Consider the following 16,244-nt stretch of genomic DNA (forward strand, 5'->3'; position numbering starts at 1 on the left):
GCCCGCCCGGCCGCGGCCCCACGCAGGGAGCGAGCAGCCGATGCCAGCCAGCGCAACGACCGCGGACGGTGAGACGTACGACGTGATCGTGGTGGGGGCGGGCCCCACCGGCGAGAACGTCGCCGACCGGGCGCACGCCGCCGGATTGAGCGCCGTCATCGTCGAGAGCGAACGCGTCGGCGGCGAATGCTCCTACTGGGCCTGTATGCCGAGCAAGGCGCTGCTGCGCCCGGTCACCGCCCGCTCCGAGGCCCGCCGGGTACCCGGCCTCAAGGACGCGGTCGCAGGACCCCTGGACGCCGAAGCCGTCCTCGCCCACCGCGACGCCTTCGCCTCACACTGGAAGGACGACGGCCAGGTCCGCTGGCTGGAGTCGGTCGGGGTGGAGCTGGTCCGCGGTCAGGGCCGGCTGGCCGGGCCGCGGAAAGTCGTCGTGGACGGGGAGCGGACGCTCCGCGCCCGGCACGCCGTCGCCCTCTGTACCGGCAGCCGCGCCGTCCTGCCGCCGATCCCCGGGCTCGCCGACGCAGCCCCCTGGACCAGCCGCGAGGCCACCAGCGCCGCGTCCGTACCGGGCCGGCTGGTCATCGTCGGCGGCGGTGTCGTCGGCGTCGAGATGGCCACCGCCTGGCGCGCCCTGGGCGCCGCGGTCACCCTCGTCGTACGGGGGGAGGGGCTGCTGCCCCGGATGGAGCCGTTCGCCGGGCGGCTGGTCGCCGCGTCGCTGGCGGAGGCGGGTGTGCTGCTGCGGACCGGGACGGGCGTCACCCGGGTGCGCCGGGAGGCGCCGGGCGGGCCGGTCACCGTGGAACTGGACAACGGCGACGAGATCGTCGCCGACGAGCTGCTGATCGCCACCGGCCGCGCCCCGCGCACCGACGACCTCGGCCTGGAGACCGTCGGCCTCACCCCGGGCTCCTGGCTGACCGTCGACGACACCTGCCGCGTCACCGATCTCGCGGACAACGACTGGCTCTACGGCGTCGGCGACGTCAATCACCGCGCGCTCCTCACCCACCAGGGCAAATACCAGGCCCGCATCGCCGGAGCCGCCCTCGTCGCACGGGCTCGGGGCGTCCCCCTCCTGGAGACCGACCGCTGGGGCGCGCACGCCGCCACCGCCGACCACGCCGCCGTCCCGCAGGTCGTCTTCAGCGACCCGGAGGCCGCGGCGGTGGGCCTGAGCCTCGCCGAGGCGGAGCGCGCCGGACACCGGATCCGCGCCGTCGACGCGGACCTCGGCGCCGTCGCCGGCGCCGCCCTCTACGCCGACGGCTACCGCGGGCACGCCCGGATGATCGTCGACCTGGACCGCGAGACCGTCCTCGGCGCCACCTTCGTCGGCCCCGGGGTCGGCGAACTGCTGCACTCGGCGACCCTCGCGGTGGCCGCCGAGATCCCCCTCGAACGCCTCTGGCACGCCGTGCCCGCCTACCCGACGATCAGCGAGGTCTGGCTGCGGCTGCTGGAGGCGTACCGCGGCTGACCCGGGAGCGGGCCGGGGGAGCCGTGCGCGCGGTGCCGGGCGGGGGATCGGTGATCCGGCGCCCGGCACGGTGTCCGGCACGGCTCACGCACCCGCGTCCGGGGTCTCGTCGGACGGCCACGGCTCGCCGGCCCACGGCGCGTCGCCGGTCGCCATCGCCAGCAGCTCGCTCAGTCCTTTGTCCATGCCCAGGTGCTCCTGCTCCGAGCCCGGGGGGACGACCCGCAGCGTGCGCTCCAGCCACGCCGACACCGCGGCGGCGGGCGCCTCCAGGAGGGCGTCCCCGTCCGGCGAGCTGAGCGCCATACAGACCAGGCTCCGGCCGTCCACCTTCGTCGGCCACACCCGCACATCGCCGTGACCGCAGGGCCGGAACACGCCCTCGACCAGCAGCTCGCGCGCGAACGTCCAGTTGACGGGCGCGTCCGAGCCGATGTGGAAGGTGATGTGGACCGCGTACGGGTCGTCGGTGCGGTAGGCCAGCCGGGCCGGCACCGGAACGCTCTGCTCCGGGGAGACGACCAGACCCAGTTCCAACTCTCGCTCCACCACGCTGTGCATCGGTTTTCCACCTCTCCGCTTCGCTGTACGGGCCCCGTGTTTTCCGCCCGCACAAGGAGAGAGGCCGCAGGCACACGGATCCTTACGCGACTTCTGGAAAATTCTTCGCGGATTTTTTCGCCGCCTCCGTCCAGGTGGTTCCGCGCACCCGGCCGACCGGTACGGAACGGCCCTTACGGGACCGGTGCGGCCCGTCCGGGCGGCGGAGCGCACGGGTTCGTCCGGGGATGTCCCCGCCGGATGTCTCGGGCCCGCGTTCGAGGGTCCGGCCGCCCGTTCGCCTCCCGCTCTGCCGCCCCGCCGTTCTTCGTTAACCTCCTCCGTGGACGATCGACGCCGAGCACGGTGCCCCCGCGGCAGCCGGGGCACGGCGGACGGTCACGCCGAGGGCCCCGGAAGCGGCCCCGTCCCGCGCGCGGCGCGGCCGGGGGCCACCGGAGGCAGGCGGCGCAGCGAGCACAGGCGTGGGACGTGAGGGGAGTTGGGGACAGTGGCGGAATCCCCCGGTAGTAGTGGAAACGTACCCGTTGGGGGGTATTACCCGGACCCGTCCATCCCCGGCTACATCCGGTACTGGGACGGTGCCGCGTGGGTCCCGGGCACCAGCCGGCCGGCCCCGGCCGAGGGCGAGGCGATGCCCGCACCGCCGCCGGGCGCCGTGCCCGCTCCGGCCCCCGCCCCGGCGGCCGCACCGCCCGCCGTCCCGGCGGCGGAGGAGACCGGTCCGGTCTTCCTCGACGACTCCGCCGCGGCACCGGGCGCGGGCGGCGAGGCCCCGCTCTCCTGGGACGACCCGGCCCGGCTGCACGGCAGCGGGCCCGCGCCCGCCGCCGCCTGGCGGGCCGACGCCGCGCAGCAGGGCGGCACCGGCGCCGCCGGGCCCGTCTCATGGGGCGCGCCCGACGCACCCTCCGCCACGGAGGAGCCCGCGGGCGCGGTACCGCCGCCCCGGGAGCGCGGCGGCGCCGACGCGGAGTCCGGGCCGCGGGACGAGGAGCCGGAGCGGCCCGCGCGGCCGGACGGCACCGTCGCCATCCGCGCGGTCCGTCCGCCCGCCCGTGACCAGGGCACCACCGCGATCCGTAGGGTCCGGCCGGGCGACGCTCCGGCGCCCAAGGACGGCGGCACGATGGCGATCCGGCTGCCCCAGCGGCCCGGCCCGGCCGCGGGTCAGGGCGGTCAGGGCGGCTCCGCGGGGCAGGCGCCTGCCGCCGGTCGGCCCCCGGTCGCCGGGCAGGGCGGGCCCGCGGGCCAGGCCCCGGCCGGCGGGCAGCTTCCGCCCGCCGCTCCCGCCCCGGCCGCCGGCCTTCCCGGTCCCGGCGGGCCGGGCGTTCCGGCGCCGAGCGGTCCGCAGTCGATGCCCGGCGCGGGCGCGGGCGGACCGGCCTACCCGCCGCATCCGCAGCACCCGCACCCCCGGCAGGCGCCGTTCAACCCGCCGCAGGCACCGCCCGCGCCCGGCCCCGGGCCGGTGCCGCCGCAGGCCGGACCGCAGCCCGGTCCGGGTGCCGGGGGCGGTTTTCCGTTCCCGGGCGGTGCGGGCGGTGACGACGGCGTCATCCCGTGGAAGCCGCCGACCGCCGACCCGTTCGCCACGGAGCAGGCGCATCCGGCGGCGCTCGGCCGCCGGCTGGCGGCCCGTCTGATCGACCTGGCGCTCGTCGCGGTACTGACGGTCCTCGTCGCGCTGCCGCTGTGGGGCGGCGCGGTGGACCACATCGACGCGAAGATCGCGGCGGCCAAGGAGTCCGGCCGTGAGGTGACGGTCTATCTGCTCGACGGCGGGACGGCTCCGCTGGTCCTCGCGGTGCTGGCGGCGGTGGTGATCGGCGGCGGGCTGATCGAGCTGCTGCCGACGCTCAAGTGGGGCCGCAGCCTGGGCAAGAAGGTGTGCGGGGTGCGGGTCGTGGACATCGAGAGCCACGACACCCCCGAGCTGACGGCCCTGATCAAGCGCTGGCTGGTCTTCGGCGTGCTCGGCTTCCTGATCGTCGGTGTGCTCGACGCGGCCTGGTGCCTCTTCGACAAGCCCTGGCGCCAGTGCTGGCACGACAAGGCGGCCCGCACGTTCGTCGCGGCGGACTGAACGGCGGACTGAACGGCGGACTGAACGGTGGCCTGAACGCGGACTGCGCGGTGAGCGGTGGCCTGCGCCGCTGACCTGCGGCGGAGCGCCCGGGGAGCGCGGCGCCCGGCCGGTGTCTCCGGGCCGGGTCCGGCCCCTCCGGCCGGGCCGGGCCCCGCGCCTCGGGCCCGGCTGGGCCCGGCCCGGCATCCGGCGCCCCCGGCCCGGCTCAGGCCCCGCACCCCGACGCCTCACCTCTCGGCCCCCGGCTCCCCGCCGGGGGCCGTCGCCGTTCCGCCCCGGGGCCGCCGCCCAGGGGGACCGGCGTGTCGTCCCCCGAACGGACTTCGCCGGATGCGCCCCGCTCCCGTAGGGGGTCGACTCGGGCCATGAGCAGCGAGCAGCCCCCGTCCGGATCCGGTGAACGGCCGGAGGACGACCCGTTCCTGAAGAAGCCCCAGGAGCCGTCGGCGGGCGGCGCGCCGCAGGGGGAGCCCCCGCCCGGCGGGACCTGGCCCGGCCGGGGCGCCGGCGGCCCCGGGGCGGGCGGCCCGTACGGCGGCGGCCCACCGCCCGGCGGCCCCGGGCCCGGCGGCCCGCCCCCGGGCGGCCCGTACGGTCACGATCCCTACGGGGGCACGCCCCAGGGCGGCGGCCCGTACGGGGGTGACCCCTACGGGGGCCGGTACGCCGGGAATCCGTACGGCGGGGAGCACGGCGCGGCCGATCCGCTCGCCGGGATGCCGCCGCTCGCCGGGCGGGGGCGGCGGCTGGTGGCGCGGATCATCGACGCGATCATCATCGGTGTGCCGGTCGGCCTGATCATGAGCGGCATCGTCGGCTGGGTCGACTACACCAGCACCAGCAACGCCGAGACCGGTAAGCAGGCGACGGTCTCGGGCGTGACGATGCTGGTGTACCTGGTCTACGAGGGGCTGATGCTGACCCACCGCGGACAGACCGTCGGCAAGATGGCGATGCGGATCCGGGTCGCGATGCTGACGGACGGCGCGGTGCCGACGACCCAGGCGGGCTGGGTACGGGCGGCGGTCTACACGCTGCCGGAGATCGTGCCGTGCTGCGGCCTGATCTTCTGGCTGGTCAACGTCGTGTGGTGTACCTGGGACAAGCCCTACCAGCAGTGTCTGCACGACAAGGCGGCCAAGACGGTGGTGGTGTCGACGGTCTGACACCGCGTCACCACGCCCGCGCCCCGGTGACGGCCGAAGGCCCGCCGGGGCGCTGCCATGTCCGGTGAGCGCACCGAGCGGACCGGATACCGTACGTCGCTGTCGTGTCCAAGTCAAGATCTGTCTTTTCCGGCGCCTCTCCGGTCAAATTCCCTTCACCATGTCTGCGTGAAGGGGAGGAAAGCGCACGTGAGAGAGCGAAGAAGGGTGTTCACACCGGCCGTCCTGGCCACGGCGATCGCCGCGATCGGGGCGGCCTCGCTGTCGTCCGGGGCGGCCGTCGCCGCCCCCGACACCCACCCGGCCGCCCGCCGACACGACCCCGCCCCCGAGCGGAGCGGTGACCACGACCTCAAGGGCCCGTACAGCGACCGGCAGGCCGCCCGCCGTGAGGAGGCCGTCAAGCAGGTGCTGGACGGCGACGCCAAGCCCACCCGCAAGGGCGCCTCACAGGTCGTCAAGCTCGGGAAGAGCAAGTACGTCGAGCTGGCCCGGGAGAAGACCGACAAGATCTTCACGATCCTGGTGGACTTCGGCGACAAGGTCGACGACACCACGACGTACGACCCGGACGGCGACGGCCCCAAGCCGCCCGAGAAGAAGTACGGCGGCACGCCGGGCCCCGCGCACAACACCATCGCGCGGCCGGACCGCAAGGACGACAACAGCACCGCCTGGCAGCCCGACTTCAGCCGGCAGCACTTCCAGGACCTCTACTTCTCGCACGACAAGAAGAAGCAGTCGCTGGCGAAGTACTACGAGAAGCAGTCCTCCGGCCGCTACTCCGTCGATGGCGAGGTCACCGACTGGGTCAAGGTCGACTTCAACGAGGCCCGTTACGGCTCCAACTACTGCGGCGACACCAACTGCGCCAACGCCTGGGACCTGGTCCGCGACGGCGTCAACAAGTGGGCCGAACAGCAGAAGGCCGCCGGCCGCACCGCCGAGCAGATCAAGGCCGACCTCGCCCAGTACGACCAGTGGGACCGCTACGACCACGACGGCGACGGCAACTTCAACGAGCCCGACGGCTACATCGACCACTTCCAGATCGTGCACGCCGGCGAGGACGAGTCGGCCGGCGGCGGCGCCCAGCAGACCAACGCCATCTGGGCCCACCGCTGGTACGCGTACGGCACCGACGCCGGCAAGACCGGCCCGGCGGACAACAAGGCCGGCGGTACGCAGATCGGCGACACCGGCATCTGGGTCGGCGACTACACCATGCAGCCGGAGAACGGCGGCCTCGGCGTCTTCGCCCACGAGTACGGCCACGACCTCGGCCTCCCCGACGAGTACGACACCACCGGCAGCGGCGAGTCCTCCGTCGACTTCTGGTCGCTGATGTCCGCCGGCTCCTGGCTGGGCACCGGCAAGGACGCGATCGGCGACCTGCCCGGCGACATGAGCGCCTGGGACAAGCTCCAGCTCGGCTGGCTCAACTACGGCAAGGCGAAGGCCGCGACCGCCTCCACCCACAAGCTGGGCGTCGCCGAGTACAACACCAAGGACAAGCAGGCGCTCGTCGTCGACCTGCCCGCGAAGACGGTGAAGACCGACATCGTCGAGCCCGCCCAGGGCACCCGCCAGTGGTGGAGCGGCATGGGCAACGACCTCAAGAACACCCTCACCCGCCAGGTCGACCTGACCGGCGCCGCCAAGGCGCGGCTCGCCCTCAAGGGCTGGTGGGACATCGAGGAGAACTACGACTTCCTCTACGCCGAGGTCTCCACCGACGGCGGCGCCGACTGGACCGCGCTGGACGGCACCGCCGACGGCCGGGCCATCCCCCGCGACGGCGGCGGCAAGCCCGGCCTGACCGGCACCTCCGGCGCCTACCGCGACCTGGTCTTCCCGCTCGACGCGTACGCCGGCAAGAAGATCGACCTGCGGTTCCGCTACCAGACCGACGGCGGACTGGCCCTCAAGGGCTTCGCCGCCGACGCGCTCACGATCACCGCCGACGGCAAGCCGGTCCTCACCGACGACGCCGAGAGCGGCGACAACGGCTGGAGCGCCACCGGCTTCTCCCGCATCGGCGGCTCCTTCACCAAGGACTACCCGCAGTACTACCTGGCCGAGAACCGCCGGTACGTCTCGTACGACAAGACCCTGAAGACCGGCCCGTACAACTTCGGCTGGACCACCGACCGGCCCGGCTGGGTCGAGCACTTCCCGTTCCAGCCCGGCGTGCTGATCTGGCTGTGGGACACCTCGCAGGCGGACAACAACGTCGGCGAGCACCCCGGCCGTGGCCAGATCCTGCCGGTCGACGCCCACCCGAAGGCCGAGAAGTGGGCCGACGGCAAGCTGATGCGCAACCGCTTCCAGACGTACGACGCGACCTTCACCAAGCGGTCCACGGACGCCCTGCTGCTCCACAAGGACGGCACGCCGGTGAAGATCCGCTCGAAGAAGGGCATCACGCTCTTCGACGACCACAACGGCGTCTACTACGACAAGACCAACCCGACCGGCGGCGTGCTCGTTCCTGACACCCACACCCGGATCAAGATCACCAAGGAGGCCAAGGACGGCTCCACGGTGACGCTCCAGGTGGCTCCCGCCACAAAGAAGTAAGAAAACCGCAGGTCAAACCTTGATCGGCCGTCGCCCTCTAGCGGGCGGCGGCCGATCACGTTTAGATGCGTCCTACGACAGCTTGCTGACACCCAGCCTCACGGGGGAGAAATGCAGAGGTCCCAAGGCGGCTTCATCCGGCTTCCCGGCGGAAGCGTGGTGGTCGCCCTGGCGCTGCCCAGACCCGGATGCGACGACCACCGGGTACGCGTCCTCGTCCACGCCGCCAACCGCCAGCGCGCCCTGACCAGGCTGCGCAACCTCGGACTGCGCGCCGTCTACCTGCGCGGCAACACGCGCCCGCCCACCCCGGACGAGGTGACCGCCGTCCTCCACCACCCCGACGGTCTCGTCTGGCGCCAGACCCCGGACGACGACACCGAGTCCTGGCACCCGATACGCGCCCTGCTCCGCCCGGCACGGGCCGCCTGACCCGCGGTGACCGGGGCCGCCCGGCGTGCGGCGGCCGGGGGCACCGTGCGACGGCCGCCTGACCTGCGGCGATCAGGGCCACTCCGCGTGCCGGCCCGGTCGTGCGACGGCCGCCTGACCCGCGGTGCCCGGTCCGCCACTCCCGGCGCGCCCGCGCCGTCAGCCCCTGGCGAGTACCGGCTCCCCGGTCAGCTCCGCCCCCGCCTCCCGTAGCTGGGCCAGCGCCCGCTCGGTGGTCGGGGCGGCCACCGCCGCGGTCAGATCGAGCAGTACCCGGGTGCGCAGCCCGGCGCGGAGCGCGTCGAGCGCGGTGGCCTTGACGCAGTGGTCGGTGGCGATGCCGACCACGTCCACCTCGGTGACGTCATGGGCGCGCAGCCAGTCGGCCAGCTTGGTGCCCTGCCCGTCCGCCCCCTCGAAACCGCTGTAGGCGGCGGCGTACGCGCCCTTGTCGAAGACCGCGTCCACGGTGCCGGAGGCGATGGCCGGGGCGAAGTTGGGATGGAAGCCGCCGCCCTCGGTCCCGGCCACGCAGTGCACCGGCCAGGAGTCCACGAAGTCCGGGTGGTCGGAGAAGTGCGCGCCGGGATTGATGTGGTAGTCGCGGGTGGCGACCACGTGGCGGTAGTCGTCCGCGGCCCGGTCCACGTGTTCGGTGATGGCGGCGGCGACGTCCGCCCCGCCCGTCACCGCGACGCTGCCGCCTTCGCAGAAGTCGTTCTGTACGTCGACGACGATCAGTGCCCGGTGCATGGTCGGTGCCTTTCCGACGGAAGGGAGTGACGGCCGGTGCCGTGGTGAAGGGTGGGGCGGTGGCCGGTACGGCCGAGACTAGCCACGCCCCGGCCGCCCGGGGAGGGGGTGTGCGCCACCCGGGTGGCGGGCCGCGGCGTCACGCCTGCCGCGGCCCGGTGCCTCAGTGGTACTCGGTGGGCAGCACCGGCTCGCCGCGGGAGAGCTGCGTCGCCGAGAGCGGCAGCTTCGCGCGGGCGGCGATGTGCCGGTCCCGGGCGGCGTCCAGCGGCTCGCGGGCGACCACCTCGCCGCCGGTGACCAGCGGCACCAGCAACTGGTGCGCGGCCAGCTCCGCGGGGATCTCGCCGGTGCCGACGACCTCCGCCTCGGCGACGCCGTGCTCGTCCGGCCGCCGCGCGGCCCACTTGCGTCCGCCGACCGACGACTTGCCGCCCAGCGACTTCTTCGCCACCGGCCGCAGCGGCGCGTCGGGCGCGTCGCTCTGCGCGCGGGCGACCAGCTTGTAGACCATCGAGCACGTCGGGTGCCCGCTGCCGGTGACCAACTGGGTGCCCACGCCGTACGCGTCGACGGGCGCGGCGGCGAGCGAGGCGATGGCGTACTCGTCGAGATCGCTGGTCACCACGATCTTGGTGTTCACCGCGCCCAGCTCGTCGAGCTGCTGGCGCACCCGGTGGGCGACGAGCAGCAGATCGCCGGAGTCGATCCGGACGGCGCCCAGCTCCGGCCCCGCGACCTCGACGGCCAGGCGCACCGCCTCCGTCACGTCGAAGGTGTCGACCAGCAGTGTGGTGCCGCGACCGAGCGTGTCGACCTGCGCGGTGAAGGCGTCCCGCTCGGTGTCGTGCAGCAGGGTGAAGGCGTGCGCGCTCGTCCCGACGGTCGGGATGTGGTAGCGGAACCCGGCGGCCAGATCGGAGGTGGTGTGGAAGCCGCCGACGTACGCGGAGCGGGCGGCGGCGACCGCGGCCAGCTCATGGGTGCGGCGGGCGCCCATCTCCATCAGCGGGCGGTCGCCGGCGGCCACCGACATCCGGGACGCCGCGGCGGCGACCGCGGAGTCGTGGTTGAGGATGGAGAGGATCACCGTCTCCAGCAGCACCGCCTCGGCGAAGGTGCCCTCGACCCGCATGATCGGGGAGCCGGGGAAGTAGACCTCGCCCTCCGGGTAGCCCCAGATGTCGCCGCGGAAGCGGTAGCCGGCCAGCCACTCCAGCGTCGCCTCGTCCAGGATGCCGCGCTCGCGCAGGAAGCCCAGGATGGTCTCGTCGAAGCGGAAGTTCTCCACCGCGTCCAGCACCCGGCCGGTGCCGGCGACCACGCCGTAGCGGCGGCCCTCGGGCAGGCGCCGGGTGAAGACCTCGAAGACCGAGCGCCGGTCGGCGTTCCCGGACCGCAAGGCCGCCTGCAGCATGGTGAGTTCGTACTGGTCGGTGAAGAGCGCCGTCGACGGCACCGCCACCGGCAGCCCCAGGTCTGCTGTGTTCATGCGGACGATGCTACCCCCAATACTCGTCAGATTGACGATTTCTGGTGGCCGACCCCGTGATGCCGCTCACGGCGGCCCCGCGGCCGGTGCGGGGCCGCCGCCCGCCGGACGCCGGGAGCGGTCACGGGCACCCGGCCCCGACCCACCCGCCCAGGGGCGTTTGTGCACGGCCCGGCCCCGGGTGGCAGCATGGGGCGTGTGAGTGTCCCAGTGGAGATCGAGCGCCCCGAGTCGAGCGAGGCACCCTACGAGGTGCCCGAACCCGACGTTCCCTGGGTCACGGTCGTGCACAACGACCCCGTCAACCTCATGAGCTACGTCGCCTATGTCTTCCAGTCCTACTTCGGCTACAGCAAGGACAAGGCCCACCAGCTCATGCTCGACGTCCACCACAAGGGCCGCGCCGTGGTCTCCAGCGGCAGCCGTGAGGAAATGGAGCGCGACGTGCAGGCCATGCACGGCTACGGCCTGTGGGCGACCCTTCAGCAGGACCGCTGATGGCCGGCCACTTCGAGTCCCAGCCCGGCGGCGGCGCGGCCGTCACCCTCGACGAGGTCGAGATCTCCATCCTGCGCAGTCTCGCCGTCCAGCTCCTGGAGCTGGTCGGGCCCGGCGACGAGAGCGGTGACGCCGCGGAGGACCTGCTCGCCTCCGTCTTCCGGGACGGCCCGAGCGAACCCCCCGCCGACCCCGTCCTCGCCCGCCTCTTCCCGGACGCGTACGGCGGTCCGGACCGGGTGCCGGACGACGACGTGATCGCCGCGTCCGCGGAGTTCCGCCGCTACACCGAGAACGATCTGCGCACCCGCAAACGCGAGGACGCGCTCGCGCTGATCCGCTCGCTCGACGCGCTGCACCCCGAGCCGGAGACCGGCGCCGTGCTGCGCCTCACCCCGCAGGAGTGCCACCGCTGGCTCGGCGGGCTCAACGATCTCCGGCTGGCCATCGGCACCCGCCTGGAGGTCACCGACGAGGAGGACGGCGGGGAACTGCTGCGGCTGCCGGACTCCGACCCCCGTAAGCCCATGGTGCTGGCGTACCTCTGGCTCGGCGGTCTCCAGGAAACGCTTGTCGAATCGCTGATGGCGTGAGTCCCGGTTACCATTCCTCAGGCGTTCGCTCAGAGAATGCTCAAATCCGGATAACGATCCCATCTCACGCGCGTGCGCCTTGCCGATTGTTTAGGGCTTTGTCCTAATTTTCGTGTGACCTTGCCATACAACGTCCCTGGTCGCCCTCCAAGGCGCCGTGATAGATGTTCACGACCTGCCGTGAGCGACGCCACCCCTGTCGCTGCGGGAGCGCTGAGCCGGCCGACCGCCGGCGTGCAGGAACTCCATCCGGGGGGATCGGAACCCGATCCGGACAGACCGGGTCGGTATGGAGAAAGGCGCACCACTCATGACCTCTGTGCAGGTCGATAAGCAGCACGACGGCAATGAGGCCGCTGGGAAAGGCTCCGAGGAGGGCTACCAGCGGGGTCTGGGAAACCGCCAGATCCAGATGATCGCCATTGGTGGCGCCATCGGTACCGGCCTGTTCCTCGGGGCGGGCAAGGCGATATCCAAGGCGGGGCCGAGCATCATCCTGGCCTACGCGATCGTCGGCCTCGTCATCTTCTTCATCATGCGGGCGCTGGGCGAACTGCTCATGTACCGCCCGGTCTCCGGCTCCTTCTCGGAGTACGGACGTGAATTCCTCGGCCCCTTCATCGGCTTTGTGACCGGCTGGACCTACTGGCTTTTCTGGGTCGTGACCGGAATCACCGAAGTCACCGCGGCGGCCACCTATATCCACTACTGGAACCAGGACATCCCCCAATGGGTGTCCTCACTCGTCTTCACCGTCGCGCTCTTCGGGATCAACCTGATCTCCGTGAAGATCTTCGGTGAGCTCGAATTCTGGTTCTCGATGGTCAAGGTCACCGCGATCATCGGCATGATCCTGATCGGTCTCGGCGTCATCATTCTCGGTTTCTCCAACGCCGGTGACACCGCTTCCTTCACCAACCTCTGGGCCGACGGCGGATTCTTCCCGAAGGGCATCGGCGGCACGCTGATGACCCTTCAGATCGTGATGTTCGCGTTCCTCGCCGTCGAACTCGTCGGCGTCACCGCGGGCGAGGCGAAGGACCCGAAGAAGGTTCTGCCCAAGGCGATCAACACCGTTCCGTGGCGCATCGGCCTGTTCTACATCGGCGCGCTCATCATCATCCTCTCGGTCGTGAGCTGGACGGTCTTCGAGCCGGGCGTCAGCCCGTTCGTCCGTGCCTTCCAGGAGATCGGCCTGCCCGCCGGCGCCGGCATCGTCAACTTCGTCGTGCTGACCGCCGCCCTCTCGTCCGCCAACTCCGGGATGTACTCCACCGGCCGGATGCTGCGCGACCTCTCGCTCAACGGCCAGGGCCCGAAGCTCTTCACGCACCTGAGCAAGAACGGCCTGCCCACCTGGGGCACCGGCGTCTCCGTCGCGATGATGCTGGTCGGCGTCTGGATCAACTACCAGTGGCCCGGCGACGCGTTCAACTACGTCGTGTCCTTCGCCACGATCTCCGGTATGTGGGCCTGGATCGTCATCCTCTTCTCGCAGCTTCGCTACCGGGCCAAGGCCAACCGCGGTGAGCTGCCGCAGTCGGACTTCAAGGCGCCCGGCGCCCCGTACACCTCGATCTTCGCCCTCGCGTTCATCGGCATGGTCATCGTGCTGATGGGCATCGACCCGGACGCCCGCATCTCGCTGTACGCGGCGCCGATCTGGGCCGTCATCCTGGGCGTCGGCTACCTCTCCATCAAGCGCCGCTCGGCCGAGGTCTTCGCGACCCGCGCCGCCGCTGAGGTCAAGCCCGGCCAGGACACCAAGAACTGACCGGCCGCACCTCCGGCGACGGGCCCGTACGCATCGCATCCCGCGGTGGGTACGGGCCCGTCGCCGTACCCGCGCGGGGGCCGGTCCCGGTGCCGCGTCCGGAGCGGCGGCGGTCCGTCCCCGGACGCGGTGTTCCCGGGCCTGACCTGCGTAACCGGGCGGGCCGGGCCTGGCGCCGCGCTCGGTGCCGCCGGGCCGTACGGGCCTGTCGGCGTCCGCCCGGCCGCCCGCGCGCACCCGCTCCCGGGCGCCGCGGACGCCCTCCTATCCTTGCCGCATGCTGACCCTGACCCAGGACCTCCACGACCGGATCGTCGCGCACGCCCGCCAGGACCACCCCGACGAGGCGTGCGGCATCGTCGCGGGACCGGCCGGCAGCGACCGCCCCGAGCGGTTCGTCCCGATGCTCAACGCCGCCCGCTCGCCCACGTTCTACGAGTTCGACTCCGCCGATCTCCTCGCCCTCTACCGCGAGATGGACGACCGCGACGAGGAGCCGGTGATCGTCTACCACTCGCACACCGCCACCGAGGCGTACCCCTCCCGCACCGACGTCAGCTACGCGGGCGAGCCCGGCGCGCACTACGTCCTGGTCTCCACCGCCGACACCGACGACGCGGGCCCCTTCCAGTTCCGCTCGTTCCGCATCGTGGACGGGGAGATCACCGAGGAGGAGGTCCGGATCGTCGAGGCGTACGCCTGACCGTTCCGGGCCCGGGCGGGCCGCGCCTCCGCCGGGGCCGGTCCGCCCGCCGCCACCTGGGGTTTTCCGGGACGTACGGGATCGGCCCGAGCGTGCCGCCGTGCGCCGCGTCCCACCTGCCGTACACAACAGTCCGCATCATGGGACGAGGTATCAAAACCCGGACCGGGAATCGATACGATGACCGCATGGTTGACCACGACGTGAGCGAGCAGAGGAGGGCCATGCGCCAGCAGGCTCCGCTCGCCACGCGTCGCTCCGCCTCCGCCCTGCTGGGCGCGTTCGGCTGCGGAGCCGCCCGGCTGCACATCGATCTGTGCCGCCTGACCAGCGCCCTGTGTCCGGGCCGCGCCGCGGCCTGACCGGCCCCGCACCACCCCGCCGCACCCGCACCGCCCCACGCCGTGCACACGGGACGCACCGCCACCCCGCCCCCGCACTCCGACAGGAGCACTCTCATGGCCATCGAGGTCCGAATCCCGACCATCCTGCGTACCTACACCGACGGCGCGAAGGCCGTCGAGGGCGGCGGGGACACCCTCGCCGCGCTCATCGACGACCTGGAGAGCCGCCACGCGGGCATCAAGGAGCGCCTCGTCGACGGTGCGGAGCTGCGCCGCTTCGTCAACGTCTACCTCAACGACGAGGACGTCCGCTTCCTGGACGGCATCGCCACCAAGCTGACCGACGGCGACAACATCACCATCCTCCCCGCCGTCGCCGGCGGCTCCACCGCCGCCGACCGCCCGGCGGACCTGGCCTGACATGCGGTACGACTCCCCGCTGGCGGCGGTCGGGAACACCCCTCTCGTCCGCCTCCCGCGCCTCTCCCCCTCCGCCGACGTCCGGATCTGGGCCAAGCTGGAGGACCGCAACCCCACCGGCTCCGTCAAGGACCGCCCCGCGCTGCACATGATCGAGCAGGCGGAGAAGGACGGCCGCCTCACCCCGGGCTGCACGATCCTGGAGCCCACCAGCGGCAACACCGGTATCTCGCTCGCCATGGCGGCCAAGCTCAAGGGCTACCGCATCGTCTGCGTGATGCCGGAGAACACCTCGTCCGAGCGGCGTGCACTCCTCGCGATGTGGGGCGCCGAGATCATCTCCTCGCCCGCCGCCGGCGGCTCCAACACCGCCGTGAAGGTCGCCAAGGAACTCGCCGCCGAGCACCCCGACTGGGTGATGCTCTACCAGTACGGCAACCCCGACAACGCCGGTGCGCACTACGCCACCACCGGCCCGGAGATCCTCGCCGACCTCCCGTCCGTCACCCACTTCGTCGCGGGTCTGGGCACCACCGGCACCCTCATGGGCGTCGGCCGCTATCTGCGCGAACACCTCCCCGGCGTGCGGATCGTCGCCGCCGAACCGCGCTACGACGACGTGGTCTACGGCCTGCGCAACCTCGACGAGGGCTTCATCCCCGAGCTGTACGACGAGTCCGTGCTCACCACGCGCTTCTCCGTCGGCTCCGAGGACGCCGTCGCCCGCACCCGCGAACTCCTCGCCGAGGAGGGCATCTTCGCCGGTATCTCCACCGGCGCCGCCCTGCACGCCGCGCTCGGTGTCGGCCGCAAGGCGGTCCGCGCCGGAGAGAGCGCCGACATCGTCTTCGTCGTCGCCGACGGCGGCTGGAAGTACCTCTCCACCGGCGTCTACACCGCCGAGTCCACCGAGGCGGCCATCGCCACCCTGCACGGACAGCTCTGGGCCTGACCCGAGGCGGCACATCCGGCGGGCGGTCCCTCGGGGCCGCCCGTCACCGTTCCTCCCGCCGCCCGCCGGGCTCCCCGCCGTCGTCCCGGACAGCCGTACGGTCACCGTCGCCGGGCGCACGGTCCGGTGGCGGGGGCGGCGGGGAACCCCGGGAGCCGGTGCCGTCCGCCGGGCGCCCGGCCGCTCCCGTACGGCGACCGCGCCGCCGGGGCGGTCTACGGCTCCGGCCCCGGCCGTCGACCACCGCCGCGACCAGCGCCAACGCGATCACCGCCAGTAACGCGGGCCACCACGAGCCGTCCATCGCCGCTCTCCCTTCGCTCCGCCGGTCCGCCGTCCGCACCGCTGCGACCGTACCGGCGCCCGGCCCGCGCGGCGCGGCGGGCGGGTCCCCCGTACGG

15 protein-coding genes are annotated in these 16,244 nt (G+C 72.9%); 12 read left to right on the forward strand and 3 right to left on the reverse strand.

What is annotated here, in order from left to right; translation table 11 throughout:
* Positions 1–40 precede the first annotated feature (40 nt).
* Positions 41–1,486 (forward strand): dihydrolipoyl dehydrogenase family protein, encoded by a 1,446-nt coding sequence (locus tag ACGH2B_RS17995; protein ID WP_399090337.1) that lies wholly within the window; start codon positions 41–43, stop codon positions 1,484–1,486.
* Between the two features lie 84 nt (positions 1,487–1,570).
* On the opposite strand, the gene ACGH2B_RS18000 is transcribed toward ACGH2B_RS17995, so the two are convergent.
* Positions 1,571–2,047 (reverse strand): SsgA family sporulation/cell division regulator, encoded by a 477-nt coding sequence (locus ACGH2B_RS18000; protein ID WP_399090340.1) that lies wholly within the window; start codon positions 2,045–2,047, stop codon positions 1,571–1,573.
* A gap of 490 nt (positions 2,048–2,537) precedes the next feature.
* Between ACGH2B_RS18000 and ACGH2B_RS18005 the strand changes: the two genes are divergently transcribed.
* From ACGH2B_RS18005 to ACGH2B_RS18020, 4 genes are all read left to right on the forward strand, one after another.
* Positions 2,538–4,133 (forward strand): RDD family protein, encoded by a 1,596-nt coding sequence (locus ACGH2B_RS18005; protein WP_399090343.1) that lies wholly within the window; start codon positions 2,538–2,540, stop codon positions 4,131–4,133.
* A 368-nt stretch (positions 4,134–4,501) separates the two neighbouring features.
* Complete coding sequence (locus ACGH2B_RS18010; protein ID WP_399090346.1) at positions 4,502–5,302, forward strand: RDD family protein; 801 nt, start codon at positions 4,502–4,504, stop codon at positions 5,300–5,302.
* A 189-nt stretch (positions 5,303–5,491) separates the two neighbouring features.
* Positions 5,492–7,882: an immune inhibitor A domain-containing protein gene (locus ACGH2B_RS18015; protein WP_399090348.1), complete on the forward strand. Its 2,391-nt coding sequence runs from the start codon at positions 5,492–5,494 to the stop codon at positions 7,880–7,882.
* 111 nt (positions 7,883–7,993) lie between these two features.
* On the forward strand, positions 7,994–8,314 hold the full coding sequence (locus ACGH2B_RS18020; protein ID WP_399090351.1) for a hypothetical protein: 321 nt from the start codon (positions 7,994–7,996) through the stop codon (positions 8,312–8,314).
* Positions 8,315–8,473: 159 nt separating this feature from the next.
* Here ACGH2B_RS18020 and ACGH2B_RS18025 read toward each other — a convergent pair whose 3' ends face one another.
* Both ACGH2B_RS18025 and ACGH2B_RS18030 read right to left on the reverse strand, forming a co-directional pair.
* Positions 8,474–9,067, reverse strand: coding sequence for an isochorismatase family protein (locus ACGH2B_RS18025; protein WP_399090354.1), 594 nt, complete (start codon positions 9,065–9,067; stop codon positions 8,474–8,476).
* A 163-nt stretch (positions 9,068–9,230) separates the two neighbouring features.
* Positions 9,231–10,559, reverse strand: coding sequence for a nicotinate phosphoribosyltransferase (locus ACGH2B_RS18030; protein WP_399090357.1), 1,329 nt, complete (start codon positions 10,557–10,559; stop codon positions 9,231–9,233).
* A gap of 189 nt (positions 10,560–10,748) precedes the next feature.
* Between ACGH2B_RS18030 and clpS the strand changes: the two genes are divergently transcribed.
* The 7 genes from clpS to ACGH2B_RS18065 all read left to right on the forward strand — a co-directional run bounded on the left by clpS (position 10,749) and on the right by ACGH2B_RS18065 (position 15,843).
* Positions 10,749–11,057, forward strand: coding sequence for an ATP-dependent Clp protease adapter ClpS (gene clpS / locus ACGH2B_RS18035; protein ID WP_345084787.1), 309 nt, complete (start codon positions 10,749–10,751; stop codon positions 11,055–11,057).
* Positions 11,057–11,650: a DUF2017 domain-containing protein gene (locus ACGH2B_RS18040; RefSeq protein ID WP_399090360.1), complete on the forward strand. Its 594-nt coding sequence runs from the start codon at positions 11,057–11,059 to the stop codon at positions 11,648–11,650. The genes clpS and ACGH2B_RS18040 overlap by 1 nt, the downstream gene beginning before the upstream one ends.
* A gap of 310 nt (positions 11,651–11,960) precedes the next feature.
* Positions 11,961–13,424 carry an amino acid permease gene (locus ACGH2B_RS18045; RefSeq protein ID WP_399090363.1) on the forward strand — a complete coding sequence of 488 codons (1,464 nt, stop codon included), beginning with the start codon at positions 11,961–11,963 and terminating at the stop codon, positions 13,422–13,424.
* A 277-nt stretch (positions 13,425–13,701) separates the two neighbouring features.
* Positions 13,702–14,127, forward strand: a complete 426-nt coding sequence (locus tag ACGH2B_RS18050; RefSeq protein ID WP_399090367.1) for a Mov34/MPN/PAD-1 family protein — start codon at positions 13,702–13,704, stop codon at positions 14,125–14,127.
* A gap of 188 nt (positions 14,128–14,315) precedes the next feature.
* Positions 14,316–14,489, forward strand: a complete 174-nt coding sequence (locus ACGH2B_RS18055) for a putative leader peptide (RefSeq protein WP_399090369.1) — start codon at positions 14,316–14,318, stop codon at positions 14,487–14,489.
* Positions 14,490–14,585: 96 nt separating this feature from the next.
* Positions 14,586–14,891: a MoaD/ThiS family protein gene (locus ACGH2B_RS18060; RefSeq protein ID WP_399090372.1), complete on the forward strand. Its 306-nt coding sequence runs from the start codon at positions 14,586–14,588 to the stop codon at positions 14,889–14,891.
* Position 14,892: 1 nt separating this feature from the next.
* Complete coding sequence (locus ACGH2B_RS18065; protein ID WP_399090375.1) at positions 14,893–15,843, forward strand: PLP-dependent cysteine synthase family protein; 951 nt, start codon at positions 14,893–14,895, stop codon at positions 15,841–15,843.
* Positions 15,844–16,244: the final 401 nt, after the last annotated feature.

The sequence above is a fragment of the Streptomyces sp. BBFR2 genome, assembly GCF_044497305.1.
GTDB lineage: Bacteria > Actinomycetota > Actinomycetes > Streptomycetales > Streptomycetaceae > Streptomyces.